The sequence below is a fragment of the Francisella sp. LA112445 genome, assembly GCF_012224145.1.
Taxonomy (GTDB): Bacteria; Pseudomonadota; Gammaproteobacteria; order Francisellales; family Francisellaceae; genus Francisella.
The window spans coordinates 1,735,575-1,752,679 of record NZ_CP041030.1 but is presented as its reverse complement, the minus strand read 5'-3'; the positions used below and the strand labels follow the sequence as shown (position 1 = coordinate 1,752,679).

Sequence of the window (17,105 nt, the reverse complement as noted above, 5' to 3'; positions counted from 1 at the left end):
TGAAAACTAAATTTTAACTTATATTTTAGAAAACTATAAATTGGACAATATGCGTAATTGCTATGATAAATGGTTTCATAATATAGAATAATAAGTTTGAACCATTAAATGGAATAATTATTAAAGCAAGTAGAATAAAGAAACCATATCTTTGTATACTGTTGTATTTAAATGCTAATGATGGTGATAAAAAAGCTATTATAATCTTACTTCCATCTAATGGAGGGATAGGTATTAGATTTAAAATCATTAGTACTATGTTTATCATGATGCCATAAAAAGCCATACCCTGTACATAAGGATGTAAAGTTATATACTTTGCCACTACAGCCCATAATATTGCCATTATATAGTTCGCTAGAGGTCCTGCTAAAGCAACTAACGCCATATCTAGTCTAGGTTTCTTTAAGTTGCTATAGTTTACAGGTACAGGCTTTGCCCATCCAAATATAAACGGAAATCCCGCAGCTATAGATGATAATAGCATTATCCCTGGTAATAATAGAGTACCAATCGGATCTATATGTGAAACTGGGTTTAAAGTAACTCTACCAAGGTTATATGCGGTATTATCGCCACGTAATTTTGCTATAAGCCCATGAGCAGCCTCATGCATTGTTATAGCAAATATCAATGGAATACCTGCCATTAATATAGTTATTAAAATATGATTTATATCCATGCTCTTAAGATTAATTAAATATGCTGTACATGATTATATTAGTTATAGAAGCTAATATGAAGAACTAATCAATATTTATATTTAAGCAAGCTTTCTAAATTATACTTATATTAGTATTAAATTAATTAAAATTTGATAAAAATTATTAATAAATTAAATTAATATTGATTATAAGTGAAAAATATGGAAAAATAATTATAATTCCTTATTTTAAAATTAATTTTTAATTATAAGAGAATGAAGTGTTATTTCAATTAAATAATATAATTAGATAATGTGACTGATAATACATAGTATTCGATAATGAATAACTAGTTTTTTAAAAAAATATTAATTTTTAATTTAATATTTTGCTGTATAAAGCTTGTTGTTATGGATAATAAAGAATACATTTTTTGTTGGGGGGAGTCATATACTTTTTAATTATAAATTAAAGGAGGCTCAATTTTATGGCAAATCAATATTCAGGAAACTTTGAACAGATAGTTGAAGATAAATTTAAGTGTTCAGCACGAGAAATGCTATTAAAGTGTCAAAGAGAAGGACTAAGTTATCAAGATGCTGAAAAAGTTTTAGGCTTTAAGCATGTGACAATTAGAAAATGGGCAAAAAGATTTGATATTAAATTGCCACCTAGATTTAGATTAAATGAAGATAGTGCTGATCTTAATAGAGAAGTAGCTTATGTTAATGAGTGTAAGTCTGATAATCTTACAAAAACAAATATATTTAGTCGTTGTTGGATAAATGTGAATCTTTATTCTACTATAAAAGCTAAATCTTGATTAACACTTATATTTGAATTATTTTCTTCAAAGTTAAAAGACACTTTATCCCCAGGTGTAAGGATAATAACTGTAGATCCATAGTTGAACCAACCAATCGTGTCGCCTTTCTTAAATTTAATATTATAATCATTACTATTATAATCCCAAGTTTGGATATTCCTATAGTAACTAGGGGCAACTTTACCGTGCCATACAGTTTCAATACCAGCAACCAAAAGAGCACCGACAAAAATTACAGCTACTTCACCAATTTGTGTATCAAAATAGCAAACTAATCGTTCATTTTTAGCAAATAAGTTATCTATTTTACTTGTAGTTAATTTATTAACAGAGTACAGCTTACCTGGGATATAAACCATTTTTGTTAATTTACCATCTATAGGCATATGAACCCTATGATAATCTTTAGGTGATAAGTAAACTGTTGCAAACTTTGTAAATTCTGTCTTAGAGCTATTTGCTATTAATGATTCTAAGGTGAAAGACTTTCCTTTTGCTTGGATAAGAGTGCCATTTTCTATACTTCCAAACTCACTTAAAACACCATCTGCAGGAGATGTAAAAACAGTTGAGTCTGTATTTAGAGGCCTTACGCCATCTTTTAATTCTCTTGTAAAGAAGTCATTAAATGATGAGTAATTATCAAGATTAGTTTCTTTTGCTTCATCAATATTTATTTTAAACTTCTTTATAGCTAAATTAATTAAGTAGTTTTTCACAGCTTTATTTTTTGATTCTGCAAGCCTACTTACTAATCGCGATGTTAAACCATGTGGTAATAAATATTGTAAAAATATAAATAAATTATCTTTCATTAGGTACACTCGTGTTTATTACTAAAAGCTTTTTATATATTAGTATATCACTGTGTTATAATATTTAGCTAACTTAATCATTCAAATCATATGAATTTAAAATAATGAAAAATATATCAAAAATACTTGTAATATTAGGCTTTGCTTTTCTATTGCAAGACTGTTCAACAAATAGTGTTGATAATGATTTTTCATATGAAAATCTATCAGAAACTGTAAGTGGTGCACCATTTAGAAATAGAAAGTATGATTATGCAAGAGTCCAAGTTAAAGAAGAGCAGCCTTTAAAAATACCATCAGGTTTAAATGGTAATGCAATAAAACCAGCACTTAAGCTTCCAGAAGGAAATAATAATTATGCTAAATCACAGGTAAGTGAAGCGCAGAAGGAAATGTTGCCTGCAAATTATTCTGATAAGTTTGATATGGCTAAAATTATTGATGATCAGATTGCACAAGTTTCAATAAGCGTCCTTTATGATAATACAGGAGCATTAAAGCTAGTATTTAGAGAGCCTATAGCAATAACTCTAAACTTACTTGAAGAATATTTCAAAAAAAGGCCAAAAGATTATAAGCTGCTATCAGTAAAAGATGAGATATTAGCAGGTAATTTAATAAGAGTTAAAGATATTAAAAAGAATTTAATATTTGTGATTAAAGCTCGTAAAGTTGATGATCTGTCTAGTTTAGTGAAAGTCGATGCTGTGTTTACAGGCGATGGTAAAACGCTAGCTCCAGATCATATAAACCAGAGTGTTAGGTTATTAAGTGAGATACGTAAAGCCTTGAATAAGACTAAGCTTGAAAGTGATGCTAATATCAAAATAGTTAAGCAGACAGAAGCAGAGTTAGGTTCATTAAAAGCAGACACAAAAACTAGTGGACATGGTTTAGGTGGTATTTCAGAGTCGTTCAAAAAAGGAACTTTCTTTAGTTCATATGACAGAACTATGGATAAAGCAAACTCACAGCAGAAAAAACCTCAATCAGGTCAGGACTATACTCAATTAACAGCACCTTCAGGTAGTACTGTTTATGATAGTAATACACAACCTCAAGTATTAAATACATAGGTAATAAAATGTATGATATTTCAGTATTTATAGGGAGGTTTCAACCTTTCCATAAAGGACATTTGCATAATATTTTAGTTGCTCTTTCAAAGAGTAAAAAAATAGTTATAAATGTTGGTAGCTCTTTTAATGCTCCTAATATTAAAAATCCTTTCTCATTCGATCAAAGAAAATTTATGATTGAAGCGGATTTAGAAGTCTCAGGAATTGATTTGTCTAGAGTTATGATTGAACCTTTAGCAGATTTCTTTTATGCAGAACAAAAATGGGAAGAAGCTCTACGTAGAAATGTTTCTAAACATACCAAGAGTGGTCAAACAGTTGCTATTGTTGGACATATGAAAGATGACTCTAGCTATTACCTTGAAAGTTTTCCTGAATGGGGATTTATTGCCGTTGATAATTATAAAAACTATAATGCGACAGATTTTAGGCTAGAATTCTATAAAGGTCTTATTCAGTCTGATTACATGTGTAGCGAAAATCCTAATGTAGCTACATACAAGTTTCTTAATGATTTTATGAAAACACAAAAATATTATGATTTAGTACTAGAAAATAATTATGTCATAGAATATAAGAAATCATGGAGGTCCGCACCATATAAACCAATTCTAGTAACTGTAGATGCTTTAGTAATAGTAAATGATCATATACTATTAGTACAGCGAAATGGTTTTCCAGGTAAAAATCTCTGGGCATTACCAGGAGGTTTCTTAGAGTATACAGAAACGGTATCACAAGCAATTGTTAGAGAGTTGTTTGAAGAAACAAATATTGACCTAACAGTTGAGCAATTAGCAATAGCAAAAAGATGCGAGAAGGTTTTTGATTACCCATCTCGATCAGTTCGGGGTAGAACAATTAGCCATGTAGGATTATTTGTACTTGAGGAATGGTCCGAATTACCTGATATTAAAGCAGCAGATGATGCAAAAAATGCTAAATGGATTCCTATAAGGTCAATTCTTAATGAGATGTGTGATAGAATGCTAGAAGATCACTATCAAATTATCACGGTTTTACTAGAAAACTATTATAAAAATAAATAGTAGGGAGATTTTTATATTATGAGTTTATCAGTTGTAATTTTAGCGGCAGGTAAAGGTTCTAGAATGAACTCAAACAAACCGAAAGTTTTACAAACACTTGCAGGTAAGCCACTTATAACACATGTGGTTGAATCTGTTGAAAAATTAAATCCAGATAATATTGTTGTTGTAACAGGGCATTTAAAAGAACAGGTTGAGAGTGTCTTAGATGGCAGAAATATAACATTTGTATATCAAGAAGAGCAATTAGGAACTGGCCATGCCGTACTACAAACACTGCCACATTTGAAAAGTCAGAAAGTCTTGATTTTATATGGAGATGTTCCTTTAATATCAGCAGAGGTTCTAGATAATCTTGTTTCAACAACTCATGATTATGATTTAGGTGTTTTAACTGCTTTTGTTGAAAATCCTAAAGGTCTAGGAAGAATTGTAAGAGATAGGTTTGGTGCTGTATCTGAGATTGTAGAAGAGAAAGATGCAAATGATGTACAGCGTCAAATAAAAGAGATAAATACAGGTATTTATTGTGCGCATAAAAATCTCCTAGAAAAATGGTTACCTAATTTGCAAGCAAATAATGCTCAAAAAGAATATTATTTAACAGATATTGTTACATTCGCTAAGAATGATCGTTTATCTATAAATGTAACTCATCCTATTCATGAATTTGAAATATTAGGTGTTAATGATAGGCAACAACTTGCAGATCTTGAAAGAACTTGGCAAAGAACTATAGCTGATAGAATTATGGCTAAGGGTGTTAGTATTGCGGATCCGAATAGATTTGATGTAAGAGGTCATTTAGATGTTGGTAAAGACTGTTGGCTTGATGTTAATGTTATTATTAAAGGTAATGTAAAACTTGGCGATAATGTTATTATCGGCGCAAATTGTATCTTAAAGAATTGTACTATTGAAGATAATGTGAAAATTAAAGCAAATAGCATGGTTGATGGTTCTATTATAAGAAAAGGAGCTATTGTTGGTCCATTTGCGAGAGTTAGACCAGAATGTGATATAAAAGAAGGTGCTGTTATCGGTAACTTTGTTGAGACAAAGAAAACGGTTCTTGGTAAAGGCTCAAAAGCATCACATTTAACTTATCTTGGTGATAGTGAAATAGGCTCAAATTGTAATATAGGCGCTGGAGTTATTACTTGTAATTACGATGGAGTAAATAAACATAAAACTATTATTGAAGACTATGCATTTATTGGTTCGGACTCTCAATTAGTGGCTCCCGTGAGTATAGGTCAAGGTGCTACTGTTGGAGCAGGATCAACAATCGCAAAAGATGTACCTGCGGATAATTTAGCAATATCACGAGCTAGACAACGTCATATTGATAGCTGGGAAAGACCTGTAAAGAAAACTGATAAATAATATAGTTAATAGGATTTTATTATGTGTGGAATAGTTGGCGCAAATTCGACAAGAAATGTTACAAACATTTTAATAGAAGGCTTAAAAAAGCTTGAGTATAGAGGCTATGATTCAGCGGGCTTAGCTGTAATTGATAGTCAAAAAAATATAGATATATGTAAAGAAGTTGGTAAGGTTGTAGAGCTTGAGAAATCAGTACACTCTTTAGCAGATTTCAAAGGAAACATAGGTATAGCACATACAAGATGGGCAACTCATGGTAAACCGTCAAAAGAGAACTCTCACCCTCATGCATCAGAGAACTTTTGTATAGTACATAATGGTGTTATAGAAAACTTTTCTGAACTTAAAAAATCATTAATAGCAGATGGCTATGGGTTTAAGTCAGATACTGATACAGAGGTTGTTGCTCACTTATTAGATAGAGAGTGGAGTGCCCAAGAATCTATAATAGGAAATATTAAGCGTATTATAGCTTTACTAAAAGGCGCTTATGCTTTAGCAATCATATCACAAAACTTTCCTGATAAGATTATAGCAGTACGTTCTGGATCACCTTTAGTAATAGGTGTTGGAATTGATGAGAATTTTGTATCATCAGATGCTTTATCTTTATTACCTGTAACAAATAAATTCTCTTATCTTGATGAAGGTGATATAGCGATAGTTTCTAAGGATGATGTCGATGTCTTTGATGCTCAAGGGGCTCCGAAAAATCTTGAAGTTGAAGAGTATAACTATTCATCATCGAGTGCATCAAAAGATGGTTATAAGCACTATATGCTTAAAGAGATATACGAGCAACCTGAGGCTATTTCAAATACGATTTTAGCATCATTAAAAGATGATAATGAAATCACATTAGAAAACTTTGATAATAGAGCAAAAGAGTTATTTGAGAAAACTAAGCATATTTGTATAGTTGCATGTGGTACAAGTTATAATGCTGGTATGACAGCTAAATACTGGATAGAAAAGTATGCAAAGATACCTTGTAGTGTTGAGATTGCAAGTGAGCTTAGATATCGAGATAACGTTGTTGTAGATGGTTCATTATTTGTCAGTATATCTCAGTCAGGTGAGACAGCGGATACTTTAGAATCACTTAGAAAAAGTAAAAAGCAAGGCTATGCTGGAAGCATGTGTATATGCAATGTACCAAATAGCTCACTAGTAAGAGAGTCTGATATTGCATTTATGACAAAAGCAGGTGTTGAGATAGGTGTCGCATCTACCAAAGCATTTACTACTCAGTTAATAGCATTAGCGATCTTTACATTAGCTATGGCTAAGCTTAGAAATAGTCTAACAGATATAGAGATTGCAAAATACACACAAGAGCTGAAAAATACTCGAGCTTTAGTGATGGGAGCTTTAAAACTTGACCCTGAAATAGATGAAATAAGCGAGTACTTCTCAGATAAAGAGCATACGATTTTCCTTGGAAGAGGCTTATATTTTCCTATAGCTGTAGAAGGGGCTTTAAAGCTTAAAGAGATCTCTTATATTCACGCAGAAGCCTATCCATCTGGGGAGCTAAAGCATGGCCCATTAGCTTTAGTTGATAAAAATATGCCAATAGTGGCAGTAGTACCTAATGATGATTTATTAGATAAAACTCTTTCAAATCTTCAAGAGGTTCATGCAAGAGGTGGTAAATTAATACTTTTTGTTGATAAAGCAATTAAGGATAGAGTTAATTTTGATAATAGTATTGTACTGGAGTTAGATGGTGGTCATGACTTTAGTGCGCCAATAGTATTTACAATACCTCTTCAGCTTCTTTCATATCATGTTGCAATAATTAAAGGTACAGATGTTGATCAACCTAGAAATTTAGCTAAATCTGTAACTGTTGAATAGCCTTTTACTATCTATTAAATATTTTAAAATTTAATTCTTTGAAAAATCCTTTGCTAAAGCTTACAAAAGTCTTTAGTAGTTTATTATTTAATAATAAAATATATAAAAAAGTATCTGATTATATGGACTTTAGTAAATTATTATCTTATGAAAATATTTGTCTTCGAGTAATGCAAAATGATGACTTTGATAAGTTATTTAAAGTAGCCAGTGATCCTAAAATTTGGTACCAGCATGATGATAGGTTAAGATATAAAAGGGAAGTATTTAAGAAGTTTTTTGATAGTGGAATAAATAATCCTCAAAATTGTTATTTGATCTACTATAAAGATGAGTTAGTCGGTTCTACAAGATATTATGAGTATGATTCTGTTACATTATCAATAAAGATAGGTTATACGTTTTATGCGAAAAAATATTGGGGAACTGAACTAAATAAGAATGTTAAAAAGTTAATGCTTAGCTATGCATTTAACTTTGTTGAAACTGTATTTTTTGATGTTTGGGTTGAGAATTTCCGTTCACAGAAAGCGGTTGAAAAATTAGGAGCTAGTCTTTATAAAAAAGATAGTTTACGTGAGAGATTGATTTTTAAGTTAACAAAAGAAGACTGTTTATTAGATTTTTGTCAAATCACCTAATTTATAGGATAAAAGATACAAAGTAACAGACATCTATTTTAAAAGATTATTTTTAATGTAAACTTTTAATAATGCTATTATTAAAATAATTACTTATGCAACGTGATTTACAAAGTTGGCTATATGAATACTCATTGAGTCACAAAAATCCTATAAATCAAAAGATTCATACTATTTGCGTTCCAGCAATTACTTTTTCAATTATTGGGATATTATATTCGATCAGTTTTTGGTTAGCTTTGATTTTGATAGTCTTAGCATTATGTTTTTATTTCTCATTATCTTTTAGATATGCTTGGATTATGTTAGTGGCAAGCTTAATTATGCTTGGCGTAGCAACTATTATTCCAGATATTTTATTGATTTCGCTACTTATATTTATAATTGGTTGGGCTTTACAATTCTATGGTCATCATTTAGAAGGTAAAAAACCGTCTTTCTTAAAAGATATCCAATTTTTACTAATAGGTCCTCTATGGGTTATACAGAAGTTTGATAAGTAAGGCCTGTATAAAACACTAAAAAAGCATTCAGCCTAATATGAATTATTTAATATTTTGAAATATAAATGAATGTTTAAGTAAAGAATTGAGTAAAAGATAAATTAAGCGAAAGCTCTTCTTTGAGCAATTCTAGCTCTTTTTACAGCTGCTCTCTTAGCAATTTTTCTTTTTTCAGTTGGCTTAACATAATGCTGTCTATCTCTAAGCTCTTGCTTGATTCCAGCTTTTTCGCAAGCACGTTTGAAGTTTCTTAAACTAATATCAAAAGGTTTACGTTCGTCTACTCTAATACTTGGCATTATAGTACCTCGATATTTATAGCTTCAGGGCCTTTTCTACCTTCTTGAGTTTCAAAAGTAACTTGTTGGCCTTCTAGGATTGTTTCGCCATTTAGTTTTGATATATGTACAAATACATCTTTACCACCATTTTCAGGAGTTATAAAACCAAATCCTTTTTGGTCATTGAAAAATTTTACTGTACCTTGTGATTTATTATCCATTTCTATTCTCTTTAATTTTTATTTGGTTATTTCTATATAGCCACTTAAGGCTATTAATTTATGTATGGACTATATGAAATGACAATTTATGAGATTAAGCAAAAACTGAAATTAATATAATGAAAATTAAACTTTTGAAAATTTTCTATCCTTACACTCCTAGTGTAGTACAAAAATATTATAAAAGATATAGCTAGATATAAAATAATAATACTTAAACTACAACAGTTATACTTAATCTAGCTTTTCCCTTTTAGATTTAAGCAGTTTACTAGCGCTTTGCCATTGCTTAACTCGTGGTTTTAGGTTTTGTATTTTCTTTTCAAACTCTAACTCAAGATCGATATTGTATAGATTTGCAATTTCAAAGACACAAACTAGTACATCAGTTAGTTCTAATTTGATCTTTTCATTATTAGAAGTTTCTTCATAGATTTCTTTTTGCATAATTTCATTAGCTAGTTCACCAACCTCCTCAGTCAGAGCAATAAAACTAGCTAATCTTGGATGAGAAATATTTTTAAAAAGCTTATCTATAGTGTGTTGAGCTTCTTTAATTTGCATGAGATTTTAAGAATTGATTTTTATACTAATGTTTATTCTACAACACTTATGTCCACAGAAGGGCGTAAAGTTGAACAAACTGCTAAAGCTTCATGAACTGGATGGTTAGCAAATTTCCCAAAAGGAGCGTCTGCACCTGCTTTAGTATTAATACATGGGATAGTTTGCTGCATTAAGTTGTAGTCAAATCTAGGCGCCCATTTACGTGAACCAAGTCTAGCAGTAGTTGAACAGTTATCAACCATATGAGCAACACCTTTGAAGTGCATGTATGGGTTTAGTGAATCTACAGCTTCAATAATAGACTCATTAACAATTTCAGAGTAAGCATGACCTTTTTGAACTAAAACATCAGTTTGAGCCATCATACAAGCGATATATACGCCAGCTGTAATCGGATCAATAGGAGTTTTATGCTGATCACGTTCAGCTCTTACCTTCTCACCAACTTTCCAAAGCTCGGTTTTATCGATTTTACCCATTGGTAGGCGATCATGACGTGCACCAGCCAATACAACTGAACGGATTTCATTACCACTTTCAACATCCTCGTAACACTCAATTAAGATGTCAAATAAAGGAGTATAAGCAGCATTATAAGCATTTTCGAATTTTTGCTTATCTTCAGCGGTTTCTAAGCTTTCATATACTTTTCTCAAACCTTGAGTTGAGATGATCTTAGATATTGGTCCTGTGATTGCTTCAGCAGTGCGACGGAAAGCCTCTTCTTTGTCCATACCATTGTCAGTGAAGTAACGATAAAGTACTTCGATGATACCGTGCACACCACCAAGTAAGACACCTCTTTCACCAAAAATATCTGAACGATACTCCATTTCCATAGTTGTTGGGAATACAAATGGAGCACCACAAGCGATAGCCCAAGCTAGAGCCTGCTCAGTCGCTTTACCATTAACATCTTGATAAACACCAATACTACTATTAATACCAGCGCCATTTACTGTTTTGCCTTGCTCATATAAGCGACGAACAGAAGGTCCCATACCTTTAGGACACATTGCGATGATATTTATGTCATCTCTGATTTTATAATTGATACCTTCAGCAAAGCCAATCAAGAAACCATGCGAGAAGCCTAAAGTTGCTCCAGGTTTTACAGCTTCAAAAATTTTATCATAAAGTTTAGCTTGAGCAGCATCAGATATTAATATAATAGCCATATCTGATTCTTTAATAACATCAAACATCTCACCTAAAGTACCATTTTCTTTAGTAAAACCAACCGCTTCTGCTTCTTTTTCTGAGCTTGAACCTGCACGTAAACCAACTTTAACTTTAATATCAGTTCCTTCTAAAGAGTCGCGTAAGTTTTGTGCTTGCGCTGGACCTTGAGATCCCCAGCCAATTACACCAATTTGTTTGATTCCTTCAAATGCCTGAGGTAATTTTTCAAATAAATGACGACCACCTGCAACAATAGTCTCATTGTGACCGCCTAAGTTGTATTCCTTAACTTCAAAAATGTTACTTTGAATTTTCATAATATTCTCCAGTATTTAGCTCTTTTATCGTAAATCTAATTATAAATCTACAGAAAGTATGTCTTGAAATAAAGTGAAAAATTTGCAATTATTTGTTGCATAAAGTGCAATAAAAAGTACATATGATTGATAAAAAAGAACTAAATGCCTTTAGAGTATTGGCTGAAACCTTACATTTTGGTAGAGCAAGTGAAAAATGCTTTCTGACACCATCAGCTTTAACTCGTCTTATTCAACGTATTGAACAAGAGATGGAGGTAATACTTTTTGAACGAGATAATAGGAATATTCGCCTAACTGATGCAGGTAGAATTTACTATCAGTTTGCTAAAGAAATGCTACAAAAATATGAGGACTTGAATTGTATCTTACACCCTAAAGAAGGACAGATAGTCGGTGATATCAGAATATCTTGTACAGTAACAGCATCATATGTAGTATTACCTGAGATTATTAAGAAACTACATATAAGCTATCCAGGTATCAAAATACAGCTAACTACTGGATCAATAAAAAATTGTACTAGTCAGCTTGAAGAAGATACTACAGATGTAATTATAGCAATTCTTTCAAAAGATATTCCTGATAACTTTCGCGTTAATGAAGTTTTAACCACTAGGATGGTTATGATCGCTCCAGCTATAAAAAATATCAAAAATTTGAGACAAGCTATTAAAAAGATACCATTTATAAGACCTGCTCACTATATCGGAGGTAGTAATTTAGATGAATGGTTTGATAAGCAAAATTTAAAACCAGAAATATATGGTGATGTTGATGGTAATGAGGCTATTCTATCATTAGTCGCTTCAGGGATAGGTACTTCAATTTTACCAGAGGTAATACTTAAGCATAGTCACTTGTCTAAATCTGTAAATATAATAGAAACAAGTGGTTTACCAGAAATATCTGTAGGAGTAGTAATGCGAAAAGAAGCATTAATCTCGCCTGTTAAAAAAATATTTTGGGAACTTGTTGAAAAAATGAATATTATCCAAGCTTAAAATCTAAGACTCTTGACAGGTTAAATAATTTTCAAACATACTTTTTTAGCATCTATATATTCATAATACGATAGTTTATAATAACGAATTAGGTTTTTGACAAGTTTAGTACTGAAATATGAGTGAAATAATTATAAAAACACCTGAAGAGATTGAGAAAATGCGTGTTGCTGGCAAGCTAGCAGCAGAAGTTTTAGAGATGATTACTCCATATGTGAAAGAAGGTATCACAACTGGAGAGCTAGATAAAATATGTCATGACTACATTGTCAATGAGCAAGATGCATATCCAGCACCTCTTAACTATCATGGTTTCCCTAAATCGATATGCACATCAATAAATCATGTTGTTTGTCATGGAATTCCTGCTGATAAAAAGCTAAAAAAAGGTGATATTCTAAACATTGATGTAACTGTTAAAAAAGATGGTTATCACGGTGATACAAGTAAGATGTTTATGATCGGTGAGCCGTCAGTAATGGCTAAAAAGCTAGTTGAAGTTACACATGAGTGCTTATGGAAAGGTATAGAGGTAGTAAAACCAGGTAACCATTTTGGTGATATTGGTGCAGTTATCGAGAAGCATGCCAAGAAATTTGGCTATTCAATAGTTGATGCTTTTTGTGGGCATGGTATAGGAGCAAGTTTTCATGAGCCTCCTCATGTTATGCATCATGGTCAAGCTGGTACTGGTGAGATGATCAAAGAAGGTATGATTTTTACTATTGAGCCGATGATAAATATTGGTAAAAGAGCAGTTTCAGTTTTAAAAGATGGTTGGACAGCAGTGACTAAAGATAGATCTCTTTCTGCTCAGTGGGAGCATACTATTTTAGTGACGAAAGATGGTTGTGAAGTTTTAACTTTAAGAGAAGAAGAAAAAGTATAAGATGTCGCAAAAGGTAACTCAAAAGCTTGTAAATCAAAAGTGTGAATTATTAAAGTCACAGAATGAAGATATTACTGTTAATAAGGTAAGAAAACTTATCGGTGGTAATATCTCAATTATTGATTTGGTAGAGAAAGTTACTTTATATAAACAAGACAAGAAAAAGGCTCTTATCGAAGCTCAAATAGAAGAAGAGCCTATACAAAATAAACCTTGTGATGAGTTATTAGTAATAATACAAAAGACATTAAAAGAGCACTCCGTTGAAGAAAATCAGATAGCTACTAGCTTACGTAATAATTTGAAAAAATATATTGATCAGCAAATAGCTGAAAAAACTAAAAAGCTCAAGCAAAAGCAAGTTGAAATATCTAACAAGAATGATAGTTTAGAAATATCAAATCTAACTTTAAATAGACGCTATAATGAACTTCTTGAAAAATATAATGAGTTAAAAGAAGAGTCATATAGTTTAAAACAAAACTATAACTCAAAATCTATGCGTTTTATTGAGAAAGAAGCTGTTGAAAAGACTCTTCTAGCATGGGAGGATTTTAAGGATATAAAAGAGCAGATTTCAAGTTTAGGAGCTTATGCAAAGGTAGCTGTATATGACAAAAGAGGATTTATCGCCATAAAATTCCCAGCGACAGATTTTTTAACTCAAGAGTGTCGTTCGGGCGTTAGTAGGTATCTAAAGGCTAAAACAACTTTTGATTATACCATTCAAGCTTGGATTCTTTCTGGGTTTACAGATATTATAAAAACATTAGATTTTCTCAAGAGAAATAAATTTGTTTTTTCAAAAGAGCTAGAAACGATAGCATATCACCGTAAGAAATCTTTAGATTAAGTTAGTTATAGCAAACTAGTATAGAAGCTATAGTTGATATATAATTTAGGGATAGATTATTAATATTTTTCATAGTAAATGGATTTATTCTCAAGTTTAGAAAACCAGCAGTCTGTAGGAGAGTTTTCAGAACAGGCATATCTAAACTATTCAATGTATGTAATATTAGATAGAGCATTACCTCATATATCTGATGGATTAAAGCCTGTACAAAGGCGTATTATTTACGCAATGAGTGAAATTGGTTTAAGCCATCTTTCGAAATATAAAAAATCTGCACGTACAGTAGGTGATGTATTAGGTAAATATCATCCTCATGGTGATAGTGCTTGTTATGAAGCAATGGTTTTGATGGCACAAGACTTCTCTTATCGTTATCCTTTTATCGATGGTCAGGGTAACTGGGGATCTATTGATGACCCAAAATCATTCGCAGCAATGCGTTATACTGAGTCACGCTTATCTAAATATGCAGTTTTGCTATTAGATGAACTCAAAAAAGGTACTGTTGATTGGGTTAAAAACTTTGATGGTACTATGGATGAGCCTAAACTTTTACCTGCTCAGGTGCCAAATATTTTACTAAATGGTGCTATGGGTATTGCAGTAGGGATGTCGACATATATTCCTCCACATAATATTACAGAGATTATTAATGCTTGCTTGCACTTGCTATCAAATCCTAAGTCTTCAATAGAGGATGTCTTAGAGATTGTTGAAGCTCCTGACTATCCAGGTGGCGCAAATATAATTAGTACTAGAGAAGAAATAGCAGAGGTATATAAATCTGGTACAGGGTCAATCAGACAGCAAGCAGTATATGACTATGATAATCATAGTAATGTTGTGATTACAAAGTTACCTCACCAAGTTTCAAGTGCTTCTGTTATGGAGCAAATAGCAAATCAGCTTAAGCAACAAAAAATTACTTGGATTAAAAATATTCAAGATGAATCTGATGATAAAGAACCAGTTAAGATAGTTTTATACTCAGGAACTACAAAGAAAAATATCAAGAAAATAATGGGTCATTTACTGGCGACGACTGATCTTGAGAAAAGTTTCCGTGTCAATATGAATATGATCGGTTTAGACTATAAACCTAAGGTTAAAAATTTATTAGATATCCTAAATGAATGGCTTGAATATCGCAGACAAACTTTACGTAGGAGGTTACAAACTAGTCTAGATAAAGTATTAGCAAGGTTACATATTTTGGAAGGCTTACTCATAGCATTTTTAAATATAGATGAAGTTATCGATATTATTAGAAACTATGATGATCCAAGTATTGAACTACAAAATAGATTTTCTCTTTCAGAAATTCAAGCGGAAGCCATTTTAAATATTAGGTTGCGTAAGTTAGCAAAAATTGAAGAAATTGAAATTAGGAAAGAGCAGAAAGAGCTAGCTAAAGAAAAAGAACTTTTAGAGGGGTATTTAAATAGCGAAGTTAAGTTTAGAAACTTAATGAAGAAAGAGTTTAAACAAATATTAGAAGACTTTGGTGATCAAAGACGCTCTAAACTTATACACGCAGAAAAAGCTCAAGCATTAGAGGAAAAAGATCTAATACCTAGTGAAAAGGTTACGGTGATTTTATCAAAAGCTGGTTGGGTCAGATGTGCTAAAGGCGATAATATTGACCCTAAAGGTTTAAATTATAAGCCTGAGGATAAGCCTTTTCTTGCTGTTTCAGGTAATAGTAATATAAAAGTAGTATTTTTCACAAAGCTCGGTAAAGCTTATTCAATGTATATTGATAAGTTTCCTTCAGCTAGAGGCTATGGTGAACATATAACTACATATATTCCATTAGATAAGAAAGATGAAATTATTAATATGGAATTTGTCAATACAGCTTCGCATTTCTTGGTCGCTAGTGTTAGTGGTAAAGGCTTTGTCATTGCTGCAGAGGATCTTATCGCAAATAAAGTTACTGGTAAAAATATCTTTGATGGCGATGATGTATTTAAATTTATACCGTTTGCTGAAGATTTAAAAATGCTAGGTGTAAGCTCTAATGGTAGAACAGTAATACGAGACTTCGCTAATTTTGCTATACTTAAGAAAGGTAAAGGTAAATCGATTATTAGACTTGATAAAAAAGATAAGCTTAAGTTTGTGGAGTTATTAAATTCGGAGCAAGAAGTTATTTTAAATGCAGGCAAAAGATTTATTCGTATAGATAGTAAAAATATAGAAACATATCTAACTGATAAGCCTTCTGGTGGAGGTGTACTTTTACCACAAGGGTTTAGAAAAGTAACAAAAATAGAGATAGAAGGTTAAAAGAATGAAGAAAATAGCAATTTTAGGTGCTATGGAGATAGAGATCCAACCAATATTAGAGAAGCTAGGTAGTTATGAAACAGTAGAATATGCAAATAATAAATACTATTTGGCGACATATAAAGATAAAGAGCTTATTATTGCTTATAGTAAGATTGGTAAAGTATTCTCAACTTTGACAGCAACGATAATGATAGAACATTTTGGCGCAGAGGCTTTATTGTTTACAGGTGTTGCAGGTGGTCTACAACAGTTAAAAGTAGGTGATATGATTGCTGCAACAGCAACTGTACAGCATGATGTGGATCTTACACCATTTGGTTATCCGCATGGTAAGATTCCTATGTCAGAAGTACAAATCAAAACTTCGGATATTATTCTTAGACATGCAAAAGATGTTGCGAAAGAACTAGATCTTGATCTACACACTGGAGTTATAGCAACAGGAGATCAGTTTATTAGCTCAGCAGAGAAGAAAGATTTTGTTGTTAATGAGTTTGATGCAAAAGCTATAGAAATGGAAGGTGGTAGTGTTAACCTTGTATGTAATGAGATGAAAGTCCCAAGCTTAATTTTAAGAAGTATCTCGGATACAGCAGATGGTGATGCTCCAGAAAATTTTGAAGAGTTTGCTAAAGCTGCTGCAAAAAAATCAGCAAACTTTGTTATAAATATAGTTGAGAGGATATAGAA

At 31.8% G+C, this 17,105-nt stretch carries 18 protein-coding genes; 12 read left to right on the top strand and 6 right to left on the bottom strand.

Translation table 11 applies throughout. The annotated features are described in order from the left end of the window. Positions 1 to 25: 25 nt before the first annotated feature. On the bottom strand, positions 26 to 682 hold the full coding sequence (locus tag FIP56_RS08480) for a site-2 protease family protein (RefSeq protein WP_192578490.1): 657 nt from the start codon (positions 680 to 682) through the stop codon (positions 26 to 28). A gap of 449 nt (positions 683 to 1,131) precedes the next feature. On the opposite strand from FIP56_RS08480, the gene FIP56_RS08475 reads away from it, so the two are divergent. Next, entirely contained in the window at positions 1,132 to 1,467 is a 336-nt protein-coding gene (locus FIP56_RS08475) for a hypothetical protein (RefSeq protein WP_192578489.1), read from the top strand. Here FIP56_RS08475 and asd read toward each other — a convergent pair. Then, positions 1,440 to 2,285 carry an archaetidylserine decarboxylase gene (gene asd / locus FIP56_RS08470; protein WP_192578488.1) on the bottom strand — a complete coding sequence of 282 codons (846 nt, stop codon included), beginning with the start codon at positions 2,283 to 2,285 and terminating at the stop codon, positions 1,440 to 1,442. The genes FIP56_RS08475 and asd overlap by 28 nt on opposite strands. A 104-nt stretch (positions 2,286 to 2,389) precedes the next feature. Here asd and FIP56_RS08465 point away from each other — a divergent pair, with 104 nt between their 5' ends. The 6 genes from FIP56_RS08465 (at position 2,390) to FIP56_RS08440 (ending at position 8,806) form a co-directional block, all read left to right on the top strand. Continuing rightward, positions 2,390 to 3,361 carry a hypothetical protein gene (locus FIP56_RS08465; RefSeq protein WP_192578487.1) on the top strand — a complete coding sequence of 324 codons (972 nt, stop codon included), beginning with the start codon at positions 2,390 to 2,392 and terminating at the stop codon, positions 3,359 to 3,361. An 8-nt stretch (positions 3,362 to 3,369) separates the two neighbouring features. Beyond that, positions 3,370 to 4,413 carry a bifunctional nicotinamide-nucleotide adenylyltransferase/Nudix hydroxylase gene (locus FIP56_RS08460; RefSeq protein ID WP_192578486.1) on the top strand — a complete coding sequence of 348 codons (1,044 nt, stop codon included), beginning with the start codon at positions 3,370 to 3,372 and terminating at the stop codon, positions 4,411 to 4,413. Positions 4,414 to 4,431: 18 nt separating this feature from the next. Continuing rightward, positions 4,432 to 5,799, top strand: a complete 1,368-nt coding sequence (gene glmU, locus FIP56_RS08455) for a bifunctional UDP-N-acetylglucosamine diphosphorylase/glucosamine-1-phosphate N-acetyltransferase GlmU (protein ID WP_192578485.1) — start codon at positions 4,432 to 4,434, stop codon at positions 5,797 to 5,799. A gap of 21 nt (positions 5,800 to 5,820) precedes the next feature. Next, the gene (gene glmS / locus FIP56_RS08450) at positions 5,821 to 7,662 is read left to right on the top strand and encodes a glutamine--fructose-6-phosphate transaminase (isomerizing) (protein ID WP_192578484.1); all 1,842 of its coding nucleotides are present in this window, start codon (positions 5,821 to 5,823) and stop codon (positions 7,660 to 7,662) included. A 122-nt stretch (positions 7,663 to 7,784) separates the two neighbouring features. Continuing rightward, entirely contained in the window at positions 7,785 to 8,303 is a 519-nt protein-coding gene (locus tag FIP56_RS08445) for a GNAT family N-acetyltransferase (RefSeq protein ID WP_192578483.1), read from the top strand. A gap of 95 nt (positions 8,304 to 8,398) precedes the next feature. Then, a complete protein-coding gene (locus FIP56_RS08440) occupies positions 8,399 to 8,806 on the top strand; it encodes an Mpo1-like protein (RefSeq protein ID WP_192578482.1) in 408 nt (135 codons plus the stop codon). Positions 8,807 to 8,907: 101 nt separating this feature from the next. Here FIP56_RS08440 and rpsU read toward each other — a convergent pair whose 3' ends face one another. The 4 genes from rpsU to FIP56_RS08420 all read right to left on the bottom strand — a co-directional run bounded on the left by rpsU (position 8,908) and on the right by FIP56_RS08420 (position 11,374). Further along, positions 8,908 to 9,105 carry a 30S ribosomal protein S21 gene (rpsU, locus tag FIP56_RS08435; RefSeq protein ID WP_192578481.1) on the bottom strand — a complete coding sequence of 66 codons (198 nt, stop codon included), beginning with the start codon at positions 9,103 to 9,105 and terminating at the stop codon, positions 8,908 to 8,910. Then, a complete protein-coding gene (locus tag FIP56_RS08430) occupies positions 9,105 to 9,308 on the bottom strand; it encodes a cold-shock protein (protein ID WP_072713134.1) in 204 nt (67 codons plus the stop codon). Before FIP56_RS08430 ends, rpsU begins: the two co-directional genes overlap by 1 nt. A 234-nt stretch (positions 9,309 to 9,542) precedes the next feature. Continuing rightward, on the bottom strand, positions 9,543 to 9,872 hold the full coding sequence (locus FIP56_RS08425; protein ID WP_192578480.1) for a MazG-like family protein: 330 nt from the start codon (positions 9,870 to 9,872) through the stop codon (positions 9,543 to 9,545). Positions 9,873 to 9,904: 32 nt separating this feature from the next. Further along, the gene (locus FIP56_RS08420) at positions 9,905 to 11,374 is read right to left on the bottom strand and encodes a ketol-acid reductoisomerase (RefSeq protein ID WP_209451837.1); all 1,470 of its coding nucleotides are present in this window, start codon (positions 11,372 to 11,374) and stop codon (positions 9,905 to 9,907) included. Between the two features lie 122 nt (positions 11,375 to 11,496). Here FIP56_RS08420 and ilvY point away from each other — a divergent pair, with 122 nt between their 5' ends. From ilvY to FIP56_RS08395, 5 genes are all read left to right on the top strand, one after another. Next, entirely contained in the window at positions 11,497 to 12,378 is an 882-nt protein-coding gene (ilvY, locus tag FIP56_RS08415) for an HTH-type transcriptional activator IlvY (protein WP_192578479.1), read from the top strand. Positions 12,379 to 12,496: 118 nt separating this feature from the next. Beyond that, a complete protein-coding gene (gene map, locus FIP56_RS08410) occupies positions 12,497 to 13,267 on the top strand; it encodes a type I methionyl aminopeptidase (protein ID WP_192578478.1) in 771 nt (256 codons plus the stop codon). Position 13,268: 1 nt separating this feature from the next. After that, complete coding sequence (locus FIP56_RS08405) at positions 13,269 to 14,120, top strand: hypothetical protein (protein ID WP_192578477.1); 852 nt, start codon at positions 13,269 to 13,271, stop codon at positions 14,118 to 14,120. Positions 14,121 to 14,198: 78 nt separating this feature from the next. Next, complete coding sequence (parC, locus tag FIP56_RS08400) at positions 14,199 to 16,412, top strand: DNA topoisomerase IV subunit A (protein WP_192578476.1); 2,214 nt, start codon at positions 14,199 to 14,201, stop codon at positions 16,410 to 16,412. 4 nt (positions 16,413 to 16,416) lie between these two features. After that, positions 16,417 to 17,103 carry a 5'-methylthioadenosine/adenosylhomocysteine nucleosidase gene (locus FIP56_RS08395; RefSeq protein ID WP_192578475.1) on the top strand — a complete coding sequence of 229 codons (687 nt, stop codon included), beginning with the start codon at positions 16,417 to 16,419 and terminating at the stop codon, positions 17,101 to 17,103. Positions 17,104 to 17,105 lie beyond the last annotated feature (2 nt).

What these genes read in the sequence shown, in the direction of transcription:
- FIP56_RS08465 (WP_192578487.1), top strand. Translation starts at nt 2,390, where the DNA reads ATGAAAAATATATCAAAAATACTTGTAATATTAGGCTTTGCTTTTCTA.
- asd (WP_192578488.1), bottom strand. Translation starts at nt 2,285, where the DNA reads ATGAAAGATAATTTATTTATATTTTTACAATATTTATTACCACATGGT.
- map (WP_192578478.1), top strand. Translation starts at nt 12,497, where the DNA reads ATGAGTGAAATAATTATAAAAACACCTGAAGAGATTGAGAAAATGCGT.
- FIP56_RS08460 (WP_192578486.1), top strand. Translation starts at nt 3,370, where the DNA reads ATGTATGATATTTCAGTATTTATAGGGAGGTTTCAACCTTTCCATAAA.
- FIP56_RS08420 (WP_209451837.1), bottom strand. Translation starts at nt 11,374, where the DNA reads ATGAAAATTCAAAGTAACATTTTTGAAGTTAAGGAATACAACTTAGGC.
- FIP56_RS08475 (WP_192578489.1), top strand. Translation starts at nt 1,132, where the DNA reads ATGGCAAATCAATATTCAGGAAACTTTGAACAGATAGTTGAAGATAAA.
- parC (WP_192578476.1), top strand. Translation starts at nt 14,199, where the DNA reads ATGGATTTATTCTCAAGTTTAGAAAACCAGCAGTCTGTAGGAGAGTTT.
- glmU (WP_192578485.1), top strand. Translation starts at nt 4,432, where the DNA reads ATGAGTTTATCAGTTGTAATTTTAGCGGCAGGTAAAGGTTCTAGAATG.
- FIP56_RS08440 (WP_192578482.1), top strand. Translation starts at nt 8,399, where the DNA reads ATGCAACGTGATTTACAAAGTTGGCTATATGAATACTCATTGAGTCAC.
- FIP56_RS08405 (WP_192578477.1), top strand. Translation starts at nt 13,269, where the DNA reads ATGTCGCAAAAGGTAACTCAAAAGCTTGTAAATCAAAAGTGTGAATTA.
- FIP56_RS08445 (WP_192578483.1), top strand. Translation starts at nt 7,785, where the DNA reads ATGGACTTTAGTAAATTATTATCTTATGAAAATATTTGTCTTCGAGTA.
- glmS (WP_192578484.1), top strand. Translation starts at nt 5,821, where the DNA reads ATGTGTGGAATAGTTGGCGCAAATTCGACAAGAAATGTTACAAACATT.
- FIP56_RS08395 (WP_192578475.1), top strand. Translation starts at nt 16,417, where the DNA reads ATGAAGAAAATAGCAATTTTAGGTGCTATGGAGATAGAGATCCAACCA.
- ilvY (WP_192578479.1), top strand. Translation starts at nt 11,497, where the DNA reads ATGATTGATAAAAAAGAACTAAATGCCTTTAGAGTATTGGCTGAAACC.
- FIP56_RS08425 (WP_192578480.1), bottom strand. Translation starts at nt 9,872, where the DNA reads ATGCAAATTAAAGAAGCTCAACACACTATAGATAAGCTTTTTAAAAAT.
- FIP56_RS08430 (WP_072713134.1), bottom strand. Translation starts at nt 9,308, where the DNA reads ATGGATAATAAATCACAAGGTACAGTAAAATTTTTCAATGACCAAAAA.
- rpsU (WP_192578481.1), bottom strand. Translation starts at nt 9,105, where the DNA reads ATGCCAAGTATTAGAGTAGACGAACGTAAACCTTTTGATATTAGTTTA.
- FIP56_RS08480 (WP_192578490.1), bottom strand. Translation starts at nt 682, where the DNA reads ATGGATATAAATCATATTTTAATAACTATATTAATGGCAGGTATTCCA.